Annotated in this window: 24 protein-coding genes and 1 pseudogene; 14 read left to right on the top strand and 11 right to left on the bottom strand. The window is 30.8% G+C overall.

Translation table 11 applies throughout. The features are described from left to right. The first annotated feature begins 174 nt into the window (after nucleotides 1-174). The gene (locus GM3708_RS06090) at nucleotides 175-450 is read left to right on the top strand and encodes a YggT family protein (protein WP_066344895.1); all 276 of its coding nucleotides are present in this window, start codon (nucleotides 175-177) and stop codon (nucleotides 448-450) included. Here the strand turns inward: GM3708_RS06090 and GM3708_RS06095 are convergent. From GM3708_RS06095 to GM3708_RS06120, 6 genes are all read right to left on the bottom strand, one after another. Continuing rightward, complete coding sequence (locus GM3708_RS06095; RefSeq protein WP_066344897.1) at nucleotides 447-887, bottom strand: hypothetical protein; 441 nt, start codon at nucleotides 885-887, stop codon at nucleotides 447-449. The genes GM3708_RS06090 and GM3708_RS06095 overlap by 4 nt on opposite strands. A gap of 244 nt (nucleotides 888-1131) precedes the next feature. Further along, a complete protein-coding gene (locus GM3708_RS06100; RefSeq protein WP_066344899.1) occupies nucleotides 1132-1671 on the bottom strand; it encodes a GIY-YIG nuclease family protein in 540 nt (179 codons plus the stop codon). A gap of 109 nt (nucleotides 1672-1780) precedes the next feature. Next, entirely contained in the window at nucleotides 1781-2152 is a 372-nt protein-coding gene (locus GM3708_RS06105; RefSeq protein ID WP_066344901.1) for a hypothetical protein, read from the bottom strand. Between the two features lie 175 nt (nucleotides 2153-2327). Beyond that, nucleotides 2328-2963: a dTMP kinase gene (tmk, locus tag GM3708_RS06110; protein ID WP_066344904.1), complete on the bottom strand. Its 636-nt coding sequence runs from the start codon at nucleotides 2961-2963 to the stop codon at nucleotides 2328-2330. A 7-nt stretch (nucleotides 2964-2970) separates the two neighbouring features. After that, nucleotides 2971-4311, bottom strand: coding sequence for an FAD-dependent oxidoreductase (locus GM3708_RS06115; RefSeq protein ID WP_066344905.1), 1341 nt, complete (start codon nucleotides 4309-4311; stop codon nucleotides 2971-2973). An 18-nt stretch (nucleotides 4312-4329) separates the two neighbouring features. After that, complete coding sequence (locus GM3708_RS06120; RefSeq protein WP_066344907.1) at nucleotides 4330-4989, bottom strand: response regulator transcription factor; 660 nt, start codon at nucleotides 4987-4989, stop codon at nucleotides 4330-4332. A gap of 222 nt (nucleotides 4990-5211) precedes the next feature. On the opposite strand from GM3708_RS06120, the gene GM3708_RS06125 reads away from it, so the two are divergent. The 3 genes from GM3708_RS06125 to GM3708_RS06135 all read left to right on the top strand — a co-directional run bounded on the left by GM3708_RS06125 (nucleotide 5212) and on the right by GM3708_RS06135 (nucleotide 7706). Then, the gene (locus GM3708_RS06125; RefSeq protein ID WP_066344909.1) at nucleotides 5212-5991 is read left to right on the top strand and encodes a pentapeptide repeat-containing protein; all 780 of its coding nucleotides are present in this window, start codon (nucleotides 5212-5214) and stop codon (nucleotides 5989-5991) included. A 49-nt stretch (nucleotides 5992-6040) separates the two neighbouring features. Beyond that, nucleotides 6041-6295 carry a DUF3146 family protein gene (locus tag GM3708_RS06130; RefSeq protein ID WP_066349348.1) on the top strand — a complete coding sequence of 85 codons (255 nt, stop codon included), beginning with the start codon at nucleotides 6041-6043 and terminating at the stop codon, nucleotides 6293-6295. 88 nt (nucleotides 6296-6383) lie between these two features. Continuing rightward, nucleotides 6384-7706, top strand: coding sequence for a proton extrusion protein PcxA (locus GM3708_RS06135; RefSeq protein ID WP_066344911.1), 1323 nt, complete (start codon nucleotides 6384-6386; stop codon nucleotides 7704-7706). Nucleotides 7707-7928: 222 nt separating this feature from the next. Here the strand turns inward: GM3708_RS06135 and GM3708_RS06140 are convergent, their stop codons facing one another. Both GM3708_RS06140 and GM3708_RS06145 read right to left on the bottom strand, forming a co-directional pair. Next, entirely contained in the window at nucleotides 7929-9467 is a 1539-nt protein-coding gene (locus tag GM3708_RS06140) for a serine/threonine-protein kinase (RefSeq protein WP_066344912.1), read from the bottom strand. 57 nt (nucleotides 9468-9524) lie between these two features. Beyond that, nucleotides 9525-9968, bottom strand: a complete 444-nt coding sequence (locus GM3708_RS06145) for a hypothetical protein (RefSeq protein ID WP_066344914.1) — start codon at nucleotides 9966-9968, stop codon at nucleotides 9525-9527. A gap of 197 nt (nucleotides 9969-10165) precedes the next feature. On the opposite strand from GM3708_RS06145, the gene GM3708_RS06150 reads away from it, so the two are divergent. From GM3708_RS06150 to GM3708_RS06190, 9 genes are all read left to right on the top strand, one after another. Continuing rightward, nucleotides 10166-10636, top strand: a complete 471-nt coding sequence (locus tag GM3708_RS06150) for a hypothetical protein (protein WP_066344916.1) — start codon at nucleotides 10166-10168, stop codon at nucleotides 10634-10636. 159 nt (nucleotides 10637-10795) lie between these two features. Further along, on the top strand, nucleotides 10796-11455 hold the full coding sequence (gene sufR / locus GM3708_RS06155) for an iron-sulfur cluster biosynthesis transcriptional regulator SufR (protein WP_066344917.1): 660 nt from the start codon (nucleotides 10796-10798) through the stop codon (nucleotides 11453-11455). A gap of 171 nt (nucleotides 11456-11626) precedes the next feature. Next, nucleotides 11627-13297, top strand: a complete 1671-nt coding sequence (locus GM3708_RS06160) for an NAD+ synthase (RefSeq protein WP_066344919.1) — start codon at nucleotides 11627-11629, stop codon at nucleotides 13295-13297. Between the two features lie 144 nt (nucleotides 13298-13441). Continuing rightward, complete coding sequence (locus GM3708_RS06165) at nucleotides 13442-14860, top strand: SLBB domain-containing protein (protein WP_066344920.1); 1419 nt, start codon at nucleotides 13442-13444, stop codon at nucleotides 14858-14860. Between the two features lie 16 nt (nucleotides 14861-14876). Next, a complete protein-coding gene (locus tag GM3708_RS06170; protein WP_066344922.1) occupies nucleotides 14877-17234 on the top strand; it encodes a polysaccharide biosynthesis tyrosine autokinase in 2358 nt (785 codons plus the stop codon). Between the two features lie 21 nt (nucleotides 17235-17255). Further along, nucleotides 17256-17780, top strand: a complete 525-nt coding sequence (locus GM3708_RS06175; protein ID WP_066344923.1) for a cofactor assembly of complex C subunit B — start codon at nucleotides 17256-17258, stop codon at nucleotides 17778-17780. A 151-nt stretch (nucleotides 17781-17931) separates the two neighbouring features. Beyond that, complete coding sequence (gene metG, locus GM3708_RS06180; RefSeq protein WP_066344926.1) at nucleotides 17932-19545, top strand: methionine--tRNA ligase; 1614 nt, start codon at nucleotides 17932-17934, stop codon at nucleotides 19543-19545. A gap of 280 nt (nucleotides 19546-19825) precedes the next feature. After that, on the top strand, nucleotides 19826-20431 hold the full coding sequence (locus tag GM3708_RS06185; RefSeq protein ID WP_066344928.1) for an NYN domain-containing protein: 606 nt from the start codon (nucleotides 19826-19828) through the stop codon (nucleotides 20429-20431). A gap of 80 nt (nucleotides 20432-20511) precedes the next feature. Then, nucleotides 20512-21579 (top strand): ADP-ribosylglycohydrolase family protein, encoded by a 1068-nt coding sequence (locus tag GM3708_RS06190; RefSeq protein WP_066344930.1) that lies wholly within the window; start codon nucleotides 20512-20514, stop codon nucleotides 21577-21579. A 16-nt stretch (nucleotides 21580-21595) separates the two neighbouring features. Here GM3708_RS06190 and hflX read toward each other — a convergent pair whose 3' ends face one another. Together hflX and GM3708_RS06200 are read right to left on the bottom strand one after the other, a co-directional pair. Beyond that, a complete protein-coding gene (hflX, locus tag GM3708_RS06195) occupies nucleotides 21596-23272 on the bottom strand; it encodes a GTPase HflX (protein ID WP_066344932.1) in 1677 nt (558 codons plus the stop codon). Between the two features lie 151 nt (nucleotides 23273-23423). Further along, nucleotides 23424-23540: a photosystem I reaction center subunit VIII gene (locus GM3708_RS06200; protein WP_017295711.1), complete on the bottom strand. Its 117-nt coding sequence runs from the start codon at nucleotides 23538-23540 to the stop codon at nucleotides 23424-23426. Nucleotides 23541-23724: 184 nt separating this feature from the next. Here GM3708_RS06200 and GM3708_RS06205 point away from each other — a divergent pair, with 184 nt between their 5' ends. Next, nucleotides 23725-24216: a photosystem I reaction center subunit XI gene (locus GM3708_RS06205; protein WP_066344937.1), complete on the top strand. Its 492-nt coding sequence runs from the start codon at nucleotides 23725-23727 to the stop codon at nucleotides 24214-24216. 106 nt (nucleotides 24217-24322) lie between these two features. Here GM3708_RS06205 and GM3708_RS06210 read toward each other — a convergent pair. Then, nucleotides 24323-25975, bottom strand: a pseudogene (locus tag GM3708_RS06210) (site-specific DNA-methyltransferase). Nucleotides 25976-26031: the final 56 nt, after the last annotated feature.

Here is a 26031-nt window from a genome sequence, read left to right on the forward strand (position 1 = left end):
TTTTTCTTTTGCTTATCAACACCATTCCACTTAAATGAGATTCGTGTTAGCATGATTTTTGATAATCTGATAATTTCTGACATCTTAATCTTTTTAATCTTTATCCTTGAGGTAAAATCTGAGTTAAGATAAAAAGGATAAAATTACCATGCAAGATGGAGTAATGTTAATTCGATGAGTAATATAAGCTATTTAGTTATTAATACAGTAACCAATTTTATTCAATTATATTTAATACTTATATTTGTGAGAATTCTTTTAAGTTGGTTTCAAACGGCAGAATGGGCAGGTAACGTCATTTCATTTTTAGCACCTATTACTGATCCTTATCTTAATATATTTCGTTCTTTTATACCCCCATTAGGAGGTATAGATTTTTCTGCAATTTTAGCTATCTTTGTTTTGCAGTTAATTCCTCAATTGTTAATCTCTATCGTTGGAGTAATTTAAAAGGTAGGATAAACTTTGGTAGAGAAACCAGTGGCTTTAAATTGCTTTAGCTTTAAAGGAGTAGGCTGGTTAGATGGTACACTAATTCTTAACTCAAACTCACTTACTCCTGGTGGTACTTGCGTTAAAGCACCTAGTCTGGTACGATTTTGTAACGCTGGTTCATTATTTGCATCATAAATTCTTCCAAATACATCAGCATCATAGAGAATTTTCCCAGATGTGTTATTAGTCTTACCTGTAATTAAATAACAAGTAGCGGGTAAAGCACTACCTCCACTGGTGACACTACCTTCTCCAACTCCTGCTGGACATTCTTTATATGACACGTCTGTAACTTTTATCTTTACAAGAGCTTCTGCGGAAGGGGTTAAGATTATGGTTAACAGAAAAAAGGAAATTGATAGAGTAATAATAGCGAAAAGGCGACGAAGCATAATTTTTTATCTAATTTAATTAGATGGACGAGATGATTTTTCTCTATTTTACCCGTCAATTGTCAACTATAAAATTTGAATTAAGCTATAGTAAGATTTATTGCTTTAATTTTTAACTCTTCACAAATGATTTAGCATTGGGATAATAGTATTTTTCAATTCAACTAAACATAAGTAAAACTGTTATTCCTTAGACATCCTAATCAATAAAATTAAAGATGATTTGTTTTGACTTTAATTGTCGTTATTTCAAATCCAATAAACCTTCTTCTTTTAATTTTGGATTGAAGCGAATTTCCAAGGTTATATTACGACTTAGTAGTTTTTGTTTTACCTCTTCTTCTAATCTTCTGGCTACTTTTTTAAGTAACTTAATTTTCCCTAATTCATCATTTTGCTGATACTCTTTTTTATCATCTTCTGTCATTGTCAGTTTAGCATCGATGGCTTGAGTCCACAAAAATTCTTCCTCACTGTTACCTTTTGGTAAATTTTTATTTTCCGTTAACCAATTACTACGAATTTCTTCTAAAATAGTGCGACTGGGGCGCTCAATCACATAAAATTTTAGCCAGTAACATTTATCAGTTTGTCTAACTAAATGTTGCTTTAAACTCATGAATAAATTGCGAGAATAGCCAACATATTCTAAGGTTTTATCTTCATTGAAAATAGCATAAATTCCAATTTTACCTTCTAATTCAGGATTTATCATTCCCTTTTCGTCTATATAAGAAATAAACTTTAAATCTTTAAGTAAAATTTTTGAATAAGAATCAGACATTTTTAAATAATTGATAATTGACAGTGAGAAAAAATCTTTAATTCCTAATTTTTAAATCTGATACGGATAATTCATTAATTATCCCTACTAATTCCTAATTCCTAATTTCTTATTTACCAATTTTTGATGCCATGTCTTTAAAAGTTGCTAAACTAGGACCTGGACGACGACGAGATTGTGGTACATTGTTGGTAACATACTTTCCAGCAAAATTTTCTCCTTCTGTGGCAGAAGCACTACTATTACTTTGATTAGAGTAATTTTTGATAGCTTTTACCCAATCTGGTACATCATAACTTATATCAGCTTTAGGCTTAATCGTTGTAGCTGCAACGGTTTCTTTTTCTTCTGTGATTGATGTTTTTAAGGTGGATTCTTCTTTATTTTCCTCTACTTGTGCTGAGGATTCATTTTCAGTTTTAGTCTCAATCTCTAAAAAATAGTTTTTTTCTTTTTTCCCAAAAAATTTATTTAATGCCATGTTTGTTTTTAAGTTAATTTTAAAATTTGTGTTTAGTTTTCAGCAGTCTATATATTATCAATATAGCTTTTGCTCATGATTATGAATATATCAGAATTTGTGTCGTTATTTTTTAAAAAATTTCTTGTTTTCTCTAAGAATAAATACTTATTGTTTTGATAAATAACAATTCTCCTCATCTTACTCTTTCTAAAGAATTGACTATTTCTTTGTGTATTACTTCTTTCATTTTAGTGGCATCAATTTTTACATAAGGATATTCATATTGACTTAAAATTCTTTCAAAATTTTCTTTAACTCTGGTTAATTTTTCTTTAGTTTCATATATTTCTAAGATAGCACGATTGCTAATTCTATTCAAAGCTATATCGACAGGTATATCTAAATAAATTAATAAATCTGGAGGAGGAAAATCTCGATTTAATAAACTAACAAATTGAAAATCTTTTTCAGTTTTAGCATTATAAGCAAGGGAAGAAAAATAATATCTAGTAGTAATAACATGAGTATTTTCTTGGATAAGTTTTTGTACACCATCAATATTATTATATAAATGATAGTGACGATCAGCGGCAAATAAATAAGCCATTTGTTGATCAAATAAATCTTGGTTAATAAAATTATTTTGATGGGCTAAAAATTCTCTTAATAATTTTCCTATTTTACCAGAAGAAGGTTCAGGACTTACTATTGCTTTTTTTTGTTTATTGATAAAATATCTTTCTAGTAAATTAGCTTGGGTAGTACTTCCTGCACCATCTATTCCTTCTAACACAATAAAATAACCTTGCTTTTTTTTCTGATAAATCATATTTAATTTACATTCTTTTCCAAATAAAAAAAGTTTCTAATAAATTCATTATAAACTGATGTTGTGTATTATTTTTTGCTAACCAGACTTGTTGAATATTTCTAACTATTTCTAGTGATTTTAGTTGACTAAATTTAAGTTTAAATAAGTCGCTTAAAACTTTTTTTTGTTTAATTAATAATGTTATTCCTGTTAATATTTCTTCCAATTCAAATCCTAAACCATGAAAACCAAGTAAATTATTATTATCGTCTAAAATAATTTTGATAAAGATGTTATTCTCCCCTAAACTTAAACCAGAAAATAAATTAGAATTAATAATTAAAGTTTTGATATTTTTATTAGATAATAACCTTGCTTGTTTTTCTGTATATCCCACCCGATAAAGAGGAGGATTAGTTGATAAAATATAAGGAATATGATAATAATTTATCTTTTGCCAAGGAAAAAATAAACTATTATTAACAGCAATTTTAATTTCATATTCTGTTACATTGTCTAAGTTATAACCTCCTAATAAATCTCCACAAGCATACACTTGGTGATGTTGAGTTTGTAATTTATTATTAACTAATATTTTTCCTTTTTCTGATTTAATACCTAGGTTATCTAACCTTAATTTATTTTCTTTCAAAAAAATATGATTAGTAACAATAATTATTTGATTATCAGTGTCACCATTGTGATGAAAATTATTTATATGAGATTGAGTATATATTTTAATTCCTTGAGATTCTAATATTAATTGCAACTGAAAAGAAATATCTTCATCTTCTGTTGGTAAAATTTGTTGATTTTGATTTACTAAAGTTATATTTTTACCAAGAGTTATTAATTTATTGGCTAAATAAATTGCTGAAATATCATCACCAAAGATTACAATATTTTGCGGTAAATTATTCCAATTATCTTGAGAAAGGAGATGATTAATCTGAATATGATTATCAGTCTCTAAAATATTTTCTAAAAATAGTTGATGAGGAATACTAGCTAATAAATAAGATGATGATTTTAGCTGATATTTACTTGTTAATAAAGTTAGATTTTTATGGTTATGAAAATAACAGTTACTTTTAATTATATCAACTTCTAATAATTCTAAATTCAGTAAAGATTTTTGCATTAAAATAAGTTTTTTTTCTGCAATAAATTCTTGACAACTGATGTTATTATTTAATCTTAATAAATCATCTTTAAATTCTAATACAAAACTCTGATTATCATTTTCTTCTAAATAATCACTATCAATCACTAAAGCAACTCTAGCTCCTAATTTTGCTGCATATTCTGCCGCTAAAATGCCTTGTTTTGTACCACCAATCACAACTAAATCATAGTGAAATTTCATCAAATTCTAATTTTTTATCTACATTATTTTATTAGTAAAAACAAAACTTACTAATTCTGTTCGATTAGCAGAATCAGTTTTTTTCAATAAATTACTAACATATTTTTCAACTGTTTTCGGACTTAAAAATAATTTTTCTGCTATTTTTAAATTAGAAAAACCTTTAATTAGTAGATGTAAAACTTCTGTTTCTCTTTTTGTAAATCTAAAATTATTTTTGATTGATACATCATCATTGATTATCGAAATAGATTCTTCATAATTAATATTATCAATTTCCGTAAATAATAATTCTGACTGAATAATTTGTGATCTATCTAATAAATGACGTACAACAGCAGATAATTCGTCTGGTTGAAAGGGTTTTGGTAAGTAAATATCACAACCAGCTTGATAACCACTAATTTTATCTTGGGTTGAGTGTTTATTAGTTAAAAAGACTACGGGTAATAAACGAAAATGAGGATTTTGTCGTAACTCTTTGACTAAATTATAACCATCTTTATGAGGCATTCTAATATCAGAAATTAAAAGATGAGGATGATATTTATGAGCTAATGAGAGAGCTTCTTGACCATCGGAAGCTAAAATAACAGAATAACCATGTAATTCTAAACAATCTTTGATTAATCTTCTAATGGTAAGATCATCATCTGTGACGAGGATTTGCAGAGGCATAATGTCAACTTAACAACAAATTATATGGTCATGCTAATCTTATTTTAGCTTAAATTTTGCTTGTATTCAAACATTAATTAATTTTAATAATTATCAATTTTTTATATAATTTTAATAATTAAAATTAACATAACTAGATTAAATTTAATAAATCCATTATAAAATAAAAAAAAATTTTGTACAATAGATCAAATTAATTTGACATTTTACTGAAAAATCTTTATGACTAAACTGAGTATTATATTTTCAACTTTCTTCACAGCTATTCTTTTTCCCTTTTCCGTGAGTGCCGAAAATGTCACTCATTTAACTCAATTATTAAACACTAAACAGTGTGAAAATTGTGATTTAACCCAAGTAGGTTTAGTCATGACTAATTTAACAGGGGCAAACTTAAGAGGTGCAAACCTGATGGGGGCAAATTTAAGTCGTGCCAATTTGACAGGGGCAGATTTAAGTAATGCAAATTTAAGTGGTGCATCTTTTCATGGGGCAAATCTTTCTGGGGCAAATCTTTCTGGGGCGGTGTTAAATAATAGTGATTTTAGAAATGCCTATGTTCAAGGTATTATTTTAAATGGCACAGATATATCAAGTGCTCACATACAAGGAGTTGTAGGGATTCCTGCTAATGCTGGTAACGCAGAGCAATTTTATTTATGGGGTGTTTCGGAAGACAAAAAAGGAAATTATCCTATGGCGGTAAAATATTATTCCCAAGCCATCGAAATGAATCCAGATTTCGCTCAAGCCTATCTAGGTAGAGCAATTATTAAATCTCGTTATGGGCAAACTAACCCTGCCATCAAAGATGGAGAAAAAGCAGAAGAATTATTTAAAGCTCAAGATAACTCCGATGGTTATGTATTATCTAATCGTTTTATACAATTAGTCAAAGCCCGTACTGAATCTGAAGCCAATGATGGAAACGAAGGAAGTCCTGCATTTGTACAAATTGTCAACTCTGTCGCTCCTTTGTTGTTTAAATTATTGCTTCCTTAAATTCAATCAATAATATTTTTCATGTTTATTATCAAAAATGATTCGAGTCATGACATTACCAAATACCCTTGCACAAATAACTATTACTAATCAATGTTGGCAAAAAGGAAATATAGAAGGAAAAGTTAATGCGGGAAATTATCAATGGTTTTTTTTATGGCATTTTCGTCAGGGAAAATTATCTGTAAAACCTATTTTTGGACGTAGTTTGATTCAAGAACCCTTGTGTCGCTTTTTAGAAACACATGATTATCAATTAGAAGTAGGAGGAGATTATCAGTTTTGTTTAAGGGCAAAGCTATGATTATTCATCATTTACACCTAATTGATAATTATTATTAGATTATTGAGATAAAATATTTGTTTAATCATGTTATTTTACTTGGCATTCCATGTTTAATCGTTTTCTCCGCTCTACTAAACGCTGGATTGGTAATAATTCTCAAAACGCTTTAGAAGAAGCATATCAAAGAGCATTAGCCATCAAGAAAATCGAATCAGAACATTTTGCCGGCCAAAAAATTGATCTCAATAATTGTAATTACGGGGATAAAGTTTTTGCTTATTTTGAAGGGGAATTACGTTCAAACTTACGCATCATTGACGTAAAAATTAATCAATTTAAAGCCAGTAAATCGGTTCATAATTTTTTTGAGAATAATCATAAACAAGGATATGATCCCATCGATAATAGTTATACACAGGAGCTAATCTTAGAAAGATTAAATTTTATTGATCAAGTTATTAATAAATACAACAATTACAATACATCACTCAAAACTGTAGAAATAACAAAAGAAAACATTGCTGATAATGGACAATCTTTGTCGAAGGAGAATAAATTATCGAAATCATCAATTATTAATAATTCATCCACTAATATTCCATCTAGTAACGAGAAAATATCAGGGAAGACAAGTGTATTGCCTCGTTCTTTTTTAAGAACTTTAGATCGAATTAAACAAGAAATTGATCCCAAAGCAGTAGAAACAGAACAAAATGTTATCAATAAATTTAGAAAATCAAGATATAAAACAGCTATCTCTGTTAAATTTTTATTATTATTAATTATAGTACCTTTATTAGTACATAATTTAGCTAAAATTACCTTAGGAAAAGTATTTATAGATCCTTATTTTTCTCAGCATCAAGAAGTAGTATTTATTAATCAAGATTTACAAGAAGAAGCATTAATGGAACTAAAAACCTATGAAGAAAGTCTCAATCTAAAACATATTATTGGTTTAATGCCTGATTTATCTGCCGAAGAAAAAGAAGAAAAAATTAAAGAAAAAGCTCAAGAATTAGTTCAAAATTTTCGTAATCAAAGTTCTAATGCTATTAAAAATATTTTTGCTGATATTTTCTCTTTCATCGCCTTTGGTTTAATACTTGTTTATAGTAAATCGGAATTATCTATTCTAAAATCTTTTATTGATGAAACAGTTTACGGCTTAAGTGATTCAGCAAAAGCTTTTTTAATTATTCTATTTACGGATATATTTGTGGGTTTTCACTCTCCCCATGGCTGGGAAATTATTTTAGAAAATATTGCCCGTCATTTTGGCTTACCAGAAAATCGAGATTTTAATTTTTTATTTATTGCCACTTTTCCTGTTATTTTAGATACCGTTTTAAAATATTGGATTTTCCGTTACCTTAATCGTATTTCTCCTTCTGCGGTAGCTACTTATAAAAATATGAACGAGTCTTAATGAATAATCATCCCCGCTACCTGAAGTTCGACAGAAGAAAACTGATGGAGGGAAGACAGGGAGGAGGGGGATGACTTGGAGATAGAGCAGATTGTTTTCAAAATAAGTCAACATCTGAATTAAATGTGATAAATAATTATCAAAAATCAATTTTAATAATGTTTAAGTCTATCCTCTTCTAGTTTTACTTTTACCGACAATTTTATATCTAACTCAGGTTAATTATTTATAGCTTTGGGCTAATTTTTGTAAAATACGAGGTTTTAAACGTTCAAATTCATCCCTTAAGCGTTTACGACTGATTTGAGCTTCTCCTTTATCGGTAAAAGAAGTACTATTTTTAATCCATTCTTGCATAATGGCACATTGATTAGATGCAATAGTAGAAATCATACTATGTTGACATTTTTCGGGTTCTTCTAACGCAAAAAATAAAATTTTATAACTACCTAATTCCGAAAGAGAAACAACCACTTGTCTCGCACTTTCAGTTTTTAAGTCTAAATAACAAGGTAGCCATCTTGGACCATGAGTAGGATTATAAATTACTGTAATCCATAAAATCATTGGATGAGGCGAATTAAGAAAAAGAAATTGATTGTAACGAATACTAACTATACGATTTAAAATATCTTGTTTATCTAACATTACCCACAAACTAGGATAAGTTTCATTTTGGGTATTGACAATACGAGGGAAAACAATTTTTTGTAAAGGTTTATTTTTGGGCCAAGTTAATTGAGTATCTTTTGTAATATTTATTTTCGGTTTGGAAGTTTTTACCACACCATCAGAAATTTCTGTTCGATCATTATCCATAGTACTACTTGCCACTACAGTTTCTTGACCAGAATAGCTTGTTTTATTACTAGAATTGCCACGGCTATTCTTTTTTTCTAATCCTTCAATCACTTTTAAGATTTCAGCAACAGTTTGAGGACGATTTTCACGGGATTTCGCCATACACTTAAGAATAATATTTTTTAATTCTGAAGGTATTTGTAAATGAGATTCAAAGGGGCGTGGTTCAAAATCATGATGGGCTTTATACCATGCACCAAAGGAAGATGTTTCAGGTAAAATCGGCATTTCCAGAGTCAACATTTCATACATCATCACCCCTAAACTATAAATATCCGAACGATTATCTAACTCTTTACCCTCCATTTGTTCAGGGGAGCAATAAGCCAAAGTTCCCATAAATGAATGAGTTTGGGTTGCATTTGCTTGTACTAATTTAGCGATTCCAAAATCTAATATTTTTACTAATTCTCCCAATGTTGGATCTTGCATTACAGATACATTGCTAGGTTTAATATCTCTATGTACTACTTGACAAAGCTCTCCATGCAACATTATGCCACTATGGGCGGCATCCATTCCTACACAAATTTGACGGGTAATGTAGAGAAATCTTTTTAATGCCATCGGTTGAAATTTAATAATATCGCTTAAACTCTGCCCCTCCAAAAATTCCATTACATAGTAGGGCACTTCATTTTCATCAATACCATAATCTCTTACACGAATAATATGAATGCTTTTTTCCCCTAATAAAGCACTAATAGTCGCTTCTCTTTCAAAACGATGACGCATTTTTTCATTTAGCAGAGTTTGGGAGAGGAATTTGACGGCTACCGTTACTCCACCTAACACCTGATCTTCAGCTCGATACACTTGTCCCATCGCCCCTGAGCCGATTAATTCTACCAGTTGATAACGATCACCTAATATACGATTGTCTTTTTTCCCTAAACTCATGATTTAACTTCAATATCAAATCTTATCTATTCCTATTTTGACTCATGTTCTGACATTTTACCCGTGACGTTCTAAAATTCCCTCCCAAGTATTAAGAATATTATTGCCTGTCATCATACCACTGGTGAGGTGATAAGTATTTTCATCAAGACAAAAGTAGGTTTCAAAACCATTAAGACGACGATTATCTCCTAATACCCAATATCTTTGAATAATGGAATCATTACTTAACCAGCCTTCTCCTTCTACTTTTTCAAAGTCATTCCTTTTCAATACATAAGCATATTGAGTTTTCCCATTAGGTAAAAATCCCTTATATTCAAATGTTATATCTGGGCGATCGCCACTAGGAAAAACAATTTTAGTTTTCATCAAAAACCAGTTAGTTTGATCCCATGTGATAATAGTAGCTCCCTTAAAAGAAGAAGATTTTTGGTTTTTATCTAACCATGTACCTTTAATAATCCAACTACTAGGTTCTAAGAGAAAGCTATGTGTCATGGCAACTACGGGTAAAAATTAAAGTTAAAATTATGTTTCAGACTTTAACCTATCACAGATAATATACAGAAAAACTGTCATGGAGATAAATAAAGTTAACGAAAAGATACTTAAAAATTCATAATAATTTTTCTTGAACTTGTTGATTTAGGTCAAAATTAACTATTAACTGTTCATTTTAAAATAAGAAGTCTTGTATGTTTGTTCGTTCTACTTTTTTGACTACTTTAGCTTTAATAATCACTGTAAATTTACCAGCTCAAGCTGAAACTTGTATTCCTCTTTCATTAGTGGGTGGTGAAGGCAGTAAAGTCAGTAAAACTGTGTCACAACCAACTATTCCTGGTCCTTTTGGTATTACAATCACTCGCAATAATTGGAATACTGATTGGGCTGTGCCGGGAGGAATAAATTTTCATCGTTTTGTAACTACAATTACCGCACCTAATGGCGGTTCATTTAATCTTAGTATGTTTCTTAAATACAGTGATCAAACTTCAGAAGAAATTTTTAATCAACAGAATGTGACAATTGATCCTCAAAAGCCTCTAATTATCGAGAAAAAATCATCCCCTAATGACTTTCCTTTTCAAGTTAATCTTTTTCTTGGCGGTTTAGAGCAAATCGGAAGAACTTACACCGCTTCAGTTATGGGTTGTCACCAATAAAATTAGACTATGACAATTAATAATTAACCATGAGAAACCTTTGATGTTGAATATTTTTGAGAAAATAAACTGCTATACTGAAAACTTAAGCAACTAAAAAGTTGTTTTATTCTCGGATTTTGATAATTATTAGTTTTATTGATACTTTAAAGGGAGATGATGACGACTTCCCTACAACAATCTAGTAAAGATTCTATTTTGCAATATCTGCTTAAAGAAAATAAGGCTTCGGCTCAAACTATAGCTGAAGTTATGGATATTAGTGCTCAAGCAACTCGCCGACATTTAAAAGAGTTGGAAGATCAAGGATTAATAATAAAAGATATTACCCAAATAAAGACAGGCAGACCACAACATCTTTATTCTCTTTCTCGGAAAGGACGTAATCGTTTTCCCCAAAATTACGGTGAGTTTGCAGTGTCGTTTTTAGATACCCTTACCGAAACGGTAGGTGAAAATCAGGTTAGTAAAGTATTAGAAAAGCAGTGGCAAAGAAAAGCGGAAAATTATAGACAATATATTACTGGTAAAACTTTAAAACAAAGAGTTAGTCAGCTAGTAGAAATTAGAAAAGAAGAAGGTTATATGGCAGAGTTGTTTTGTGTCGAAGAATCTACAGATTTAGATCATCAACAACAATTTTTTTTAAGTGAACATAATTGTGCTATTTCTGACGTAGCTGAATCTTATCCTCAAGTTTGTGGTCATGAATTAGAAATGTTTGCTTCTTTATTTCCTGATTGTAAAGTAGAAAGAACTAATTGGATTAATGATGGTGAACATCGTTGCGGTTATTTGATTAAAAAAATTTTAAATTAAGAAAATAACTATTTTCAAAAGTTAACAAAAGATTGAAATTGATCAATATTCAAAATAAAAGATAATTCAATCTATATCTGCGTATTTTTATCTTGAACTCAGATGATTTAGGATTGTTATAGTTATAGAATGCAGAATTTATCATGAACAACACTTAATCTTTATATAACCATGAAAATAGCCATCGCTCAAATCAATCCAACCATAGGAGATATAAAAAATAATGCAAAAAAAATTAAACAAAAAGCGGAATTAGCTGCTAAAGAAAAAGCAAAATTATTATTAACCCCTGAATTATCTCTGTGCGGTTATCCTCCTAAAGATTTACTATTAAATCAAGATTTTATTAGTGCTATGGCTGAAGAATTATCAGAATTAGCACGTAAGATTCCTTCGGAAATTTATGTCTTGGTTGGCACAGTAACATTTAATCTTTTTGCCAATAAAGAAGGTAAAAAGCCCCTTTATAATAGTGTTGCCTTAATTAATAATGGTAAAATTCATCAAATATTCCATAAAAGATTATTACCAACCTATGACGTATTTGAAGAAGATCGTTATTTTAGTGCTGGAAATGAAGTCAATTACTTTAATTTAGATAACGTCAAAATTGGTGTAACAATTTGTGAAGATTTATGGAATGATGAACAATTTTGGGGCAAAAAAACTTATGAAATAAATCCTCTTCAAGACTTAGTAAATTTAGATGTAGATTTAATTATTAATTTATCAGCTTCACCTTATATTGTGGGAAAACAAAAGGTAAGAGAAGCAATGTTAAATCATATTGTTAATAAATATAAAAAACCGATTATTTATGTTAATCAGGTAGGTGGAAATGATGATTTAATTTTTGATGGTTATAGTTGTGCATTGAATCAAGCAGGAGATATTGTAAATAGATGTAATCCTTATCAAGAAGATTTAACTTATGTCGAATATCAAGAAAAAAATAATGATTTATTACCTAGTTTAATTAATAATTTAATTACCACAGAAGAAAAAGAAATTTATCAAGCTTTAGTCTTAGGAATAAGAGATTATGCTAAAAAGTGTGGTTTTACTAAAGTTATTTTGGGCTTAAGTGGAGGCATTGATTCAGCTTTAGTTGCTACTCTTGCTGTTGATGCCTTAGGAAAAGATAATGTTTTTGCAGTGTTAATGCCTTCTCCTTATAGTTCAAAACATTCTATTATTGATGCAGAAAAATTAATTAAAAATTTAGGAATTAAAAGTGAAATCTTGCCGATAAAAGAAGTCATGAAAAGTTATGATTTTTTATTAAATCCTTTATTTAAAAATACAGAATTTGGAATAGCTGAAGAAAATTTGCAATCACGAATTAGAGGAACTTTATTAATGGCGATCGCAAATAAGTTTGGTTATTTATTATTATCAACAGGGAATAAATCAGAAATGGCAGTGGGATATTGTACTCTTTATGGTGATATGAATGGAGGTTTAGCCGTAATTGCTGATGTACCAAAAACAAAAGTGTTTCGTATTTGTAAATGGATTAATAGAAATAAAGAAATAATTCCCAATAATATTTTAATAAAGCCTCCTAGTGCAGAGTTAAAACCTGATCAAAAAGACGAAGATTCTTTGCCACCTTACGAAATTTTAGATGATATTTTAGAACGTTATATTAATAAACATCAATCCATAGAAGAAATTAACCAAAGTGGTCATAATTTAGACATTATTAAGAAAGTAATAAAATTAGTTATTCGTGCTGAATTTAAACGAAAACAAGCTCCTCCCGGATTAAAAATTACTGACCGCGCATTTGGAACAGGCTGGAAAATGCCTATTGCTAGTAAATTAACAGTGAATAATTAAATGTTTAGAAACAATCTTTTTTTGTATCCTTAGTCAAAATTGATAATCACTTTGAAGAGCTTTTAAGAAAGTATATTTGATGATCGAGTATGATAAAAATATTTAAAATAACAATATTAAATTGAACTATAAAATCTTTTATCTATGATATCTAAATTTACTCATCAGATCCTAGGAATAGGGATTAATATTCCTATATTATTAATCTCTTCCGCTATTCATGCTCAATCTCCTACAGTTATAGAAAATCAAGGTTTATTACCTTCTATACAATCTACTAATCGTCAGAATATTTTACCCGAAATAAAGCCTTATAGCCTAGGTCCTGGAGATATTATCCGAGTTAGTGTATATGATCTCCCTGATCAAGGTGGGGATTTTCAAATATTTACAGATGGCACAGTGTCAATTCCTCTTATTGGTACTTTTAATATTGCAGGAAAAACAGTTCAAGAAGTTTATCAACTTTTTACAAAGGAATATGCAAGATTTCTTAAACGTCCTGCTATAACCGTTACACTTATGGCACAACGCCCTCTCAAATTGGCGATCGCAGGAGAAGTAAATATACCCGGTAAATATACCCTCAATCCAGACTTAGGAGATAGAAAACGACCAAAAGTAACAGATTTACTGGAAAAAGCAGGGGGTTTAACTATCTCAGCCAATGTGAGAGAAATTTTGTTAAAAAGACAAGAGGAGAAAGGGGAAAGAATATACACCATCGATTTTTGGCAACTATTACAACAAGGAGACTTAAAACAAGACGTTGACTTACAAGACGGAGACGTGATTATCATACCCAAACAAGAAACCATTAATGTCAAAGAATACCGTCAATTAGTCGATGCCAATTTTGGCATTAAATTTGCTCAACCGCCTAATATTACCATTGTTGGAGAAGTTAATCGCCCAGGTGCTTATACTGTACCTATTGAGACAGGACCACCTAGACTTACGATCGCCTTACAACAAAGTGGAGGTATTCGAGAAATGGCAAATATTCGTCAAATTACGGTGAATAGAACAACAAGAGATGGACAAGAGCAAAACATTGAGATTAATCTATGGGAAATGTTAGAAACAGGAGATGTAAATAAAGATATTGTTTTACAAAATGGGGATACAATTATTGTACCCAGAGCGGAAGAACTTGATCCCACTGAAGCTCAAACCATAGCATCAGCAAACTTTTCTCCTGCCGAAATTACCGTTAATGTAGTAGGATCAGTGAGGAAACCCGGAGCATTAAAAATAACCCCAAATAGTTCTTTGAATGCCGCAATATTAGCTTCTGGTGGTTTTGATGAACGTCGAGCAAATAATAGTGTAGTTCAACTGGTAAGAGTAAATCCCAATGGCACAGTCACAAAAAGAGATGTTAACGTGAATTTATCAGCGGGAGTCAATGAACAAACAAATCCTATTCTTAAAAATAATGATGTCATTATCGTTAACAGAAATGGTATAACCGCTTTTTCCGATAGTTTTGAGACGATTTTAGGACCTATTGGTAGAACTTTTTCTGTGTTAAATTTGTTTAATGTTTTTAGTAATAATTAGTTATTAATTATAAAAAATGTTTAAGAAAAAAAAATCTGATTTTGAATTGAATTCTATTAATAATAACCATCAGGAGATAGAAAACAAAGTCGTTTCTTCTTTACCTATAAAGTCAAAAATAACTGAAGAAAAAAAAGATAATCCTCATGGTTTTTATCAATTTTTTGCGTCCTTAAAAAGACGCTGGATTGTTTTGATAACTGTAACAACAGGAATTACTGCCATCGTAGGTTTTTGGACTTATCAACAATCACCTATTTATCAAGGTAAATTCATGTTATTAGTGGAAAAATATGAAGAAAAAGGAAAAAATGATGTTAATAATAATATTAATATAAATGGAGGAATCTCTCCATCTCAGTTAGCAGAAATTGATTACAATACAGAAATACAAATTTTAAGTAGTTCCAGTGTTTTGTTGCCTATTTTAGAGGAAATTGCTATTAAATATCCAGATATTTATGAAGATATTAACCTCGAAAATTTAGATAATTTAACAATCAAACCATTGGAAAATACAAAAATATTAGAAGTTACCTTTAAAAATAAAAATCCTGAAAAGATTAAATACGTTTTAGATAAAATTGCCGATAGTTATTTAGCTAATAATTTAGAAGAAAATAAAAATAATATTAATGAAGGTTTAAAATTTGTTCGCAATCAAGTACCACAATTAGAAAATCAAGTTAGCTCTTTACAAAACCAATTACAAAAATTAAGACAACAATATCAATTTATTGATCCTCAAATTAAAGCCACAGAATTAACTCAACAGTTGATTACTGTAGAAAAAGATTATTTAGCAACACAAGTTCAGTTACAACAAGCTAATTCTGCTTATATTAATATACAACAACAATTAAATTTATCCCCTGAACAAGCTATTGCTGTCAGTAATTTAACTCAATCCCCTACTTATCAAAATTCATTAAAACAATTACAAGATTTAGAAGTAGAATTAGCAGTACAATCCGCAGTTTTTACTGATGAAAGTCCTCAAATTATTACCTTAAAAGAAAAAAGAGAAAATTTACTAAAATTATTAAGACAAGAAAGTAATAATACTTTAGCAAAAAACTTTGGTAATATTACAGACCAACAATCAATTGCCTTATCTACTCCTAATCAAATTCGTACCAAATTAACCGAAGAATTGCTATCAAAAGCCAACGAAATTAAAATGTTGCAGACAAAAATTGATAGTTTAAAAATAGTTTTAGCACAAATTAATCAGCATACCCAAAAAATGCCCGATCTCACCAGAAAATATACAGATTTACAAAGAGAACTGCAATCTAATACTGATAGTTTAAAAAGATTTTTAGAAATCAAAGAAAAGTTAGAATTAGAACAAGTTCAAAAAACAGTAAATTGGCGGGTAATTAGTCCACCACAAAAGCCTAAAAAGCCCATTTATCCCATACCATTAAATAATATGATTATTGGTTTTTTAGGAGGATTAATTTTAGGTACAATAACTTCATTAATAGTTGATAAATTAGACGACAAGATTTATTCTTTAAACCAACTAAAAAGTTATGCAAAACAACCAATATTAGGGGAAATTCCTGTTCAGAAAAACATTAATTCTATCGAAAAAATTATCCATAAAACTTTGCCTTCTTTTAACACACACACTGAATCTCCACCAAATTGGATGTCAAAAGCCACTGAAATAGAAGAGTATAAATCGTCTTATTGGATTGAATCTTTTCGTAATCTTTACACTAATATCAGTTTGATTGGCTTAGATTCTCCCGTAATTTCATTAGTAATCAGTTCTGCAAATCCTGCAGAAGGTAAATCCACCATTACCTTAAATTTAGCAAAAGCGGCAGCCGCCATAGGACAAAAAGTATTACTAATTGATGCAGACTTACGATTACCTCAATTACACCATCTTTTAGGAATAAATAACAATAATGGTTTAAGTGATATTTTAGGTAAAGAAAGTGATTTATCATCAGTTATCAAAAAAATACCTGAGTGGGAAAACCTATCAGTGATTACGGCGGGACAGATAGTACTAGACCCTACTCAATTATTACATTCAAAAAAAATGCAGTACATAATCAAACAATTAAAAAAATCTCAACAATTTGATTTAATTTTATTTGATAGCCCTTCCATTTTAGGTTTTTCCGATGCTAGAATTATCACTCCTCATACCAACGGTTTAGTTTTAGTAGTTAAATTGGGTAAAACAGAGAAAAATCCTTTACAACAGGTGATAGAACAGGTAAAAATATCTCATATTCCCCTATTAGGTATTGTTGCTAACGGAATCAAATATAATGATCAAGGAGGATATTATCGCTCCAACTATCACAATTATTATCAATCATCAAAAACAATTAACAAAAGCAATTCCTAAATTACTCACCACTTATTATTTATGATTTCTATTTTATCTCTTACAATTTTATTAATGATCGGCCTATTTTTCTTCATCAGAGGAAGTATAAAAGATCGTACCGAAATTGTTACTATTGCCTGTCAAGATAATGAAGACAATATTTTAAGCTATTTAAGAGATTATTTTCAAACAAGATCTTATCGAGTCAAAGCTATAGACACAGAAACTAATAAAGTAACTTTAGAAGGTGAAGTTTTACCAAGTGTTTTTTTAGCTTTTTTTCTTACTGTTTTAGCTGGTTGTGGTTTATTTTGTTGTGCTTTAGTTTTATCAATGATATTTACCACTGACAGTAATATATTTTTAGGACTATTAATATTAGCCCCTCTTGCTGGTTTTTTCTATTGGAAAGGTGCAAATAGAGTAGAAAAAGTTGCTTTTCGACTAGATAAAAATACCCAAGAATCTTCAGATACAGTAATTACAATTCAAGCTCATCGAGATGAATTAATTCAGCTACAAAATACCTTTCCTTTTACTTATTCTGTCAAAGAAACCGTTTAATGTCGTCTTTTTTTCCCATACTGTTAACTTTACTAACATTAACAATAATAAAAAAAACGTAAAGAATAAAAAAGGTTTACAATAGGTATATTAAATTATAAAAACTTAAACATAAAATTTAGGATTGATAATTCACCCTTTAACTTTTTAGATGAATAGTTTTAATAACTCTATTTCAAAAACAACTTTTTCTTTAACAACCCCTTTATATTACGTTAACGGTTTACCACATATAGGTAGTGCTTATACTACTATGATTGCTGATGTCATCGCCCGTTGGCAAAGGCTTTGTGGTAATGAAGTTTTATTTGTAACAGGCACTGATGAACATGGGCAGAAAATCCAACGCACAGCAGAACAAGGTGGTATTGAGCCACAAATACATTGCGATCGCATAGCAGCTAGTTTTCGTGACTTATGGGAAAAACTCAATATACAATATGACAGATTTAGTCGTACTACTGCAAAAAATCATGATGCTATAGTCAAAGAATTTTTTGAAATAGTTTGGACGCAAAATGACATATATCTTGATCAACAACAAGGATGGTATTGTGTTGCTTGTGAGGAATTTAAGGAGAAAAGAGAACTATTAGAAGATGGTTGTTGTCCCACTCATACTAACCTCAAAGCAGAATGGCGAGATGAACAAAACTACTTTTTTCGTCTTTCCCGTTATCAACAAGCATTAGAAGAACTTTACCAATCAAACCCTGATTTTATTCAACCAGAAACCAGACGTAATGAAGTATTAAATTTTGTTAAGCAAGGTTTACAAGATTTTTCCATTTCACGGGTAAATGTTTCTTGGGGGTTTCCCATTCCTAATGATCCAAATCATACTATTTATGTATGGTTTGATGCTCTTCTAGGTTATATTACCGCTTTATTAGATGAAAATGAAGCACCAACTCTCGAAAATGCCCTAAAAAAGTGGTATCCATTTAATTTACACCTCATTGGTAAAGATATATTACGTTTTCATGCCGTTTATTGGCCCGCAATGTTAATGTCAGCGAATTTACCTCTACCACAACAAGTATTTGGTCATGGATTTTTAACCAAAGATGGACAAAAAATGGGAAAAACTTTAGGTAACACTTTAGATCCTTTTAGTCTTCTTGATAAATATGGTTCTGATGCCGTACGTTACTATTTTCTCAAAGAAATCGAATTTGGTAAAGATGGTGACTTCAATGAAACTCGTTTTGTGAATATTCTCAATGCAGATTTAGCAAATGACTTAGGAAATCTATTAAATCGCAGTTTAGGAATGTTGAATAAGTACTGTGGAGGAGTTTTACCACCTATATTAGGTAAAAATATCCCTGATGAGAATAATGTTAAACAAATTGGTGAAACCTTAAAATATCGTTTTCCTGAGGCTTATAAAATTTATAAATTCCATTTAGTCTGTGAAGATGCGTTAATTTTAGTACGCAATTGTAATAAATTTATTGATGAAACTGCACCTTGGAGTTTATATAAAAAAGGAGAACAAAAAGAAGTTGAAAAAATTCTTTACACTGTCTTAGAATCTGTGAGATTTTCTGCTTTTATTTTAGCTCCAATTATCCCAAATGTAAGCAACAAAATTTATCATCAATTAGGCTATAATTTCGATTTTAATCAAAAAGATTTAGGCGTTAAAACATATATAGATAGAGGTCATTTTGAATGGGGTATTCTACCTTTAAATCAAAATTTACCCAAGGCTAGTCCTGTATTTGTTAAATTAGAACCTCCTATAACAATTGATAGTTAATAATTAATCATAAATTGCTGATTAATTATTTTTCCAGAGAAATAGTCATAAGTTAAATAAATAGATTATATTAATTTATTTTGGATATTTAAAACTCAAGTATTGTTAATATATAATAGATATTTAACTAAAAATAACTAATTTTCATCATAATAAATTTTTCTTGCTAATTAACTTTAATAATTTAATGTCCACTTTTTAAAACTCTTTTTTATATTAAAACAATTTTCTATTAAACCAATTTTTCAAATAAATTTTACTTCAAAATAAGGATAAAAAAATGTGGGATAATTTTGATAGTGATCCCGTTTTTCCACCAGAACAAGTTTTAGAAAATAGAGGCAAAGTAGCCATTTTTATTGATGGTTCAAATCTGTTTTATGCCGCTTTACAATTGGGGGTGGAGATCGATTACACTAAACTTTTATATCGTTTAACTGCCGGGGCAAAATTACTACGAGCTTTCTTCTATACTGGAGTTGATCGCAGTAATGAAAAACAACAAGGTTTCTTACTCTGGATGCGTCGTAACGGTTATCGAGTAATTGCCAAAGATTTAGTACAATTACCTGATGGCTCAAAAAAAGCCAATTTAGATGTAGAAATTGCAGTGGATTTAATGGCTTTGGTTGGCTCTTATGATACTGCTGTATTAGTAAGCGGTGATGGTGACTTAGCCTATGCGGTAGATGCAGTAAGTTATCGAGGGGCGCGTATTGAAGTTGTCAGTTTGCGATCAATGACTAGTGATACTTTAATTAATGTAGCAGATCGTTATATAGATTTAGAGCAAATTCGCGAAGATATACAAAAAACTCGCAAATCAAACTTAACCTATGACAATTTTTCTCCTTATCATCTAATCGAAGATCGTGATCCTCTGTAAAGGTTAATGGCATTAACTTTTATTTATCGGTGGAATAGCATTGGGTGAATACCATTCGCCCCTACATTGTAAATTTGAAAATGAATCAACTTGAGCGCATCAGAGGATTGTTAATAGGTACAGCCGTTGGTGATTCCGTTGGTTTACCCGCCGAGGGCATATCCAGAAGACGCAATAAACAACTTTTTCGAGAAAAATGGCATCAAGGATTAATCTTTGGTTACGGCATGATTAGCGATGATACAGAACATACTATCTTCATCTCTCAATGTCTTCTTGCCTGTGGTGATTCTGAAGAAGTTTTCCTTAAAAGATTTTCATGGTGTCTCAAACTATGGTTGTTATCGTTACCTGCTGGAGTGGGTTTAGGGACTCTAAAATCCATTATCAAATTATGGTTAGGGTTTTCCCCTTACAATAGCGGTGTTTATTCTGCAGGAAATGGTGCAGCAATGCGATCGAGTGTTTTAGGGGCTTATTTTGCCGATAATCTGCCGAAATTAGACATTTTTATTCGTTTATCTACTAGGATAACCCATAGTGATCCCCGTGCTTTAATTGGTGCAAAAGCGATCGCCTATATTATAGCTTGGATTGTGAGAGAAGATTTAAAACAATGCCCTGATATTGACGAATTAGAATTAATTTTAAGATTAGTTGAAGATAAAGAAGCGGAATGGTTAAATTTAACGGATCAACTCATTTATAGCTTAAAACAATCATCATCCGTGGCAGAATTTGCGCAATTAATCGGACAAGAAAAAGGTATTTCAGGTTATGTATATAAAACAGTGCCTATAGCGATTTATGCTTGGTATTCTCATTTTGATAATTTTCGAGATGCTTTAGAATCAGTATTTAACTGTGGTGGTGATACAGATACCACTGGGGCAATAACTGGGGCATTATGTGGCGTAACGATGGGAGAATCAGCAATTCCAAAACAATGGCAGAAAAAAATTTTAGATTTTCCCAGAAATACTCGATTATTAATCAAAATTGCTGATAGATTAACCGAAAATATCAATAATAACTATCAAAAAAATACCCCTGTTAGTTATGGTTGGTGGTGGATATTACCTAGAAATTTACTTTTTTTAATAATTGTTTTAATGCACGGTTTTCGCCGTTTATTGCCACCTTTTTAATTTACTGTACTTTAGACTAAAAGTTAACTAAACGAGAGCGTAAAGTTTCTAATCCTAAACGTTTTTCCGCAGAAATAAATAATGCTTGAGGATAATTATTCTTAGCGGTTTCTAAATGTTCACTATCAGCTTTATCTATTTTATTAAATACGATTAATTCTATGTTTGGTGCTAAAGGCATATCTGCTAAAATTGCTTTTACTGAATTAATTTGACTTTCCCATGTTGGGTGAGATAAATCTACCACGTGCAACATTGCATCGGCTTCTGTTACTTCTTCTAATGTTGCCCGAAAAGAATCCACTAACTGAGGGGGTAATTCATGAATAAAACCGACAGTATCTGTTAATAAAATAGTGCGAGATTCACTGGTATTTTTATCAGTAATGGTTAGTCTTCTGGTGGTAGGATCTAAAGTGGCAAATAGCTTATCCGCAGCGTAAACTTCAGCATTCGTTAAAGCATTGATTAAAGTCGATTTCCCTGCATTAGTATAACCGACGATCGCCACTGAAGGTATTTCTTGTTGTTGTCGTTGTTGCCTTAACCTTGATCGATGATTCTGTAACTGATTAACTTCTTGTTGCAGTCTAGTGATTCTTTTTTTGATTGCTCTTCTTTCGGTTTCTAGTTTGGTTTCCCCTGGTCCTCTTGTACCAATACCACCTCCTAACCTTGACATAGCTTGACCTCTTCCTGTTAGACGGGGTAGCATATATTCTAATTGAGCTAATTCCACTTGTAATTTGCCTGCTCCTGATTGTGCCCTTTGAGCAAATATATCTAAAATTACTTCTGTGCGATCAACTACTCTTACGCCGAATTGTAATTCTAAATTACGCACTTGAGCAGGAGATAATTCTCGATCAAATGCTACCAAATTTGCACCTAAAGTTTGCACTTGTAAAGCAATTTCTTCAACTTTTCCTGCACCAACCAAAGTTTGAGGATGAGGATTTGAGCGTTTTTGTTCGATGGTAGCTAATATTTTACCTCCAGCACTATCTACCAATAAGGCTAACTCTTGTAAGCTATCTTGAAATTTTTGTTCTGTCATCTTTGCCGTCATCAAGCCCACTAATAATACCTTGTCCTCTTGAGATGAGACATCCTGGGCGATAAATTCTCGACTAAATTCAGCCTCTAAACTATCCACTAAATCCAGAAAATCTTGCTCGGCGAGATCTTCTAAATCTTGTGGTGATGACACTTCCCAATATGTATCATTTTCAGAAATAGGCAATAAGTGTGCTAAATAAGTATCTTTAATAAAACCACTAGCTCCTCCTCCCTTACGCATAACGCCACCTCCTGTGAGAGAAAACATTACCAAGGCATCTAATCTTTGCCGTGCCATAGCTGTTAAACAAGCCTCACTAGGAGCATCAGATTTCAAAGACGTAGCTAAACAACGAATACCCGATAATCTTTCTGCACCATAACGAGGTAATTCTAAAGGGGGGATTTGAGTTTGACGGGGAGTACCAACCCCCACTCGAATAACTTGTCCACGGCGGTTTAAATAGACGCAAACAGGCTGTTTAAGATCAGTACTAATAGCAGCAATTCTTTCAGCCAATTCTGTAGTGGTTAGGCGATCGCTACGGATACGTTGATGATAAAGTTTTTGTAATTGTTTAAGTTGGTTAGGCTTTAAACCTTGAAGATTACCGTAAATATTTTCAGTGGTCATTCATAATTGGTGAATAATGTAATAATTGAGGGTAGGTTAGATTAATGATAACGTAACCCCAAGAAAATGAAGGTTTTTTGCGTTTCGGGTTTCAACCCAACCTACTATCAATTCTTAATTGTTCATTGTTAATTGTATATTGTTCATTGATTTACGCTTCGCTTTCGATTTGTAAAAATAACAAGCCCATAACTACTGCGGGCATAACTAAGCCAACAGCAGGAACTAAAATACTAGGTAAAAAAGCCGCTGCAAAATCTCCAATCATGGTTGATATGTTCCTATACTAAAAAATAAAATTAACTTAAATGGATAATACTGTGAAGTTAGACCAAAAAAGATCAAATATAAAGATTCTTAACAAAAAAATCCTTATCTGACTCCCTTCGAGTTAAAGTAACCTAAAAATAGTCAATTTTTGATAAAACTTTAAGGAGATTACATAAAAAGCAATGAGTACTGATTTAATTAATTGCGGTAACGATCCTCAAGTAGGAAATCTCTCTACTCCCGTCAATGGATCTGCTTTTACTAAAGCCTTTATTAATGCACTTCCTGCTTACCGTCAAGGTTTGTCTGCTAATCGTCGTGGATTAGAAATTGGCATGGCTCACGGTTATCTATTATACGGACCTTTTGCAGTCTTAGGACCTCTTCGTTTAACTGATTATGGACCTACTGCTGGTTTATTGGCAACTATTGGTTTAGTTTCTATCCTCACCATTTGTTTATCTATTTATGGAGCTGTAGGAGTTGGTAAACCTACTGAAACCCTTACTACACCTAATGTTCCTTTAGATTTAGCTTCAAAAGAAGGTTGGAGCGAATTTGCTGGTGGTTTCTTATTAGGTGCTTGTGGTGGTGCGTTTTTTGCATATTTTTTATGCCAAACTCCTCACTTAAAACCCTTAATTGAAGTTGCAAGTGGCGTTTGGTCATCATAATCAATAACAATTAATAATTAACAGTAATTAGGGTGGGCAATGCTCACCTTTTTTATGTTTAAATTAAACAAGATCAAATAAAAATTTTGGCTTTCTTGTCTTAATTCTATTTATTATTATCAAAGTTAATCGCAATTTGATCGCTTTTTATTTCTGTTTGTTTTTCAGCACTTTTTAACACTTCTAATACTAATCTTATATCAAGTCTTTTTTGTTCTTCAATTATCTCTCTTACGGTTATTATAGAAATTTTATCTACAGGATTATTCATAAATTTACTTTGATAAATTCCTGCTTCTTTGGCAGTCTTAATCATATCTTTTGTCGGTTCATTAAGAGTAAGAAATATTCCTAAAGTTGCCTCATTTATAGCAATTGTGCCTAATAAATCTCGAATATCACCTGATTTTACCTTACCAGACTTGACTTGAATAATAATTTTTTCTGGTTTATCTTTTCCACTATCAAAATAAGCGATACCATCAATGCCTTTATCAGCACCTTTTTTATCGTTAATTATTGCACGGTTATTGGTATAGGTTAAAACTGCCCATTTTTCAAATTCTTTACGTGTGCGATCGTCTTTTTTTAATGCCAATGCTTGGGCAGATTCCATATCTTTAGGAATACCATTAAGAGTAATATTTTCTAAAACTCCTTTGCCGAAACTATCTTCTAAACGCTTTAATATTAAACTAATACTTTGATAAGTTATATCAATGCCAATCCAATTACGATTTAAATCTTGAGCAACTTCAACAGTTGTACCGCAACCGCAAAAGGCATCTAATATCACATCGCCTTCATTGCTACTGGCTTTGATGATTCTCTCTAATAATGCTTTAGGTTTTTGCGTAGGATAACCTAATCTTTCTTTTGCTTGAGAAGAAATAGGAGGAATATCATCAAAAATTTGTTGTATTAATTGTCCTTTATTTTCATCTAAATAACGCTTAATTCTAATACCTCCTTTTGATGTAAAATATAAGCGATTTTCTGCGTCTAATTTCTTCATAGTTTCTAATGGGCAACGCCAATAACTTTTTACTCCTTTATATTCATATTCATAACCACCACCACTTAAACCTTTTGCCGTTAAATTATCACTAGCCCATAATCTTCCATCAATATCTTGATAGCTATAATCTTTTAATCTTTTTTCTGATAAATTACCGTATTGAGGATTCCAATTATATTTTTTAGCATCTTTAACATAGAATAAAATAATATCATTATTGCGTCCAAATCTTTTAGTTGCATCACTATGAGATGTTGTTCTTTTCCAGATAATTTCGTTTAAAAAATCACCACCTTGGGAACAAAAAATGGCATCTAATATTATTTTTAAATAATGAGATGCCGAGGGATCACAATGAAGATAAAAGCTACCTGTTGGCTTTAAAACTCGGTGTATTTCCATTATTCTTAAAGTCATATTTACTAGATATGCAAATAAACTTCCCTTACCTAAAACTTTCTGTAAACCACAAATTAAATCTATACTTTGTTGAGTAAATTTACCGTGATAATTTTCTTTAATTTCAACTAAACCAAGATTTGCTAAATCATCTCATGTCCAAGTATCAATAAAAGCCTGTGCTTGAGCTCGATCTTCTTTACCGATATTATTATAAATTTAGTTATAATTACGCTTAGAATTAAAAGGTGGATCAATATAACATAAATCCACAGATTCATCTTTAATATGTCGTCTTAAAACTTCTAAATTATCACCATAAAATAGTTGATTATTATTCATAAACTGAGAAAAAAAGATTAAAATATTTATATATATACATCATAAACTATTATGTT

It is taken from the genome of Geminocystis sp. NIES-3708, from assembly GCF_001548095.1.
GTDB lineage: Bacteria > Cyanobacteriota > Cyanobacteriia > Cyanobacteriales > Cyanobacteriaceae > Geminocystis.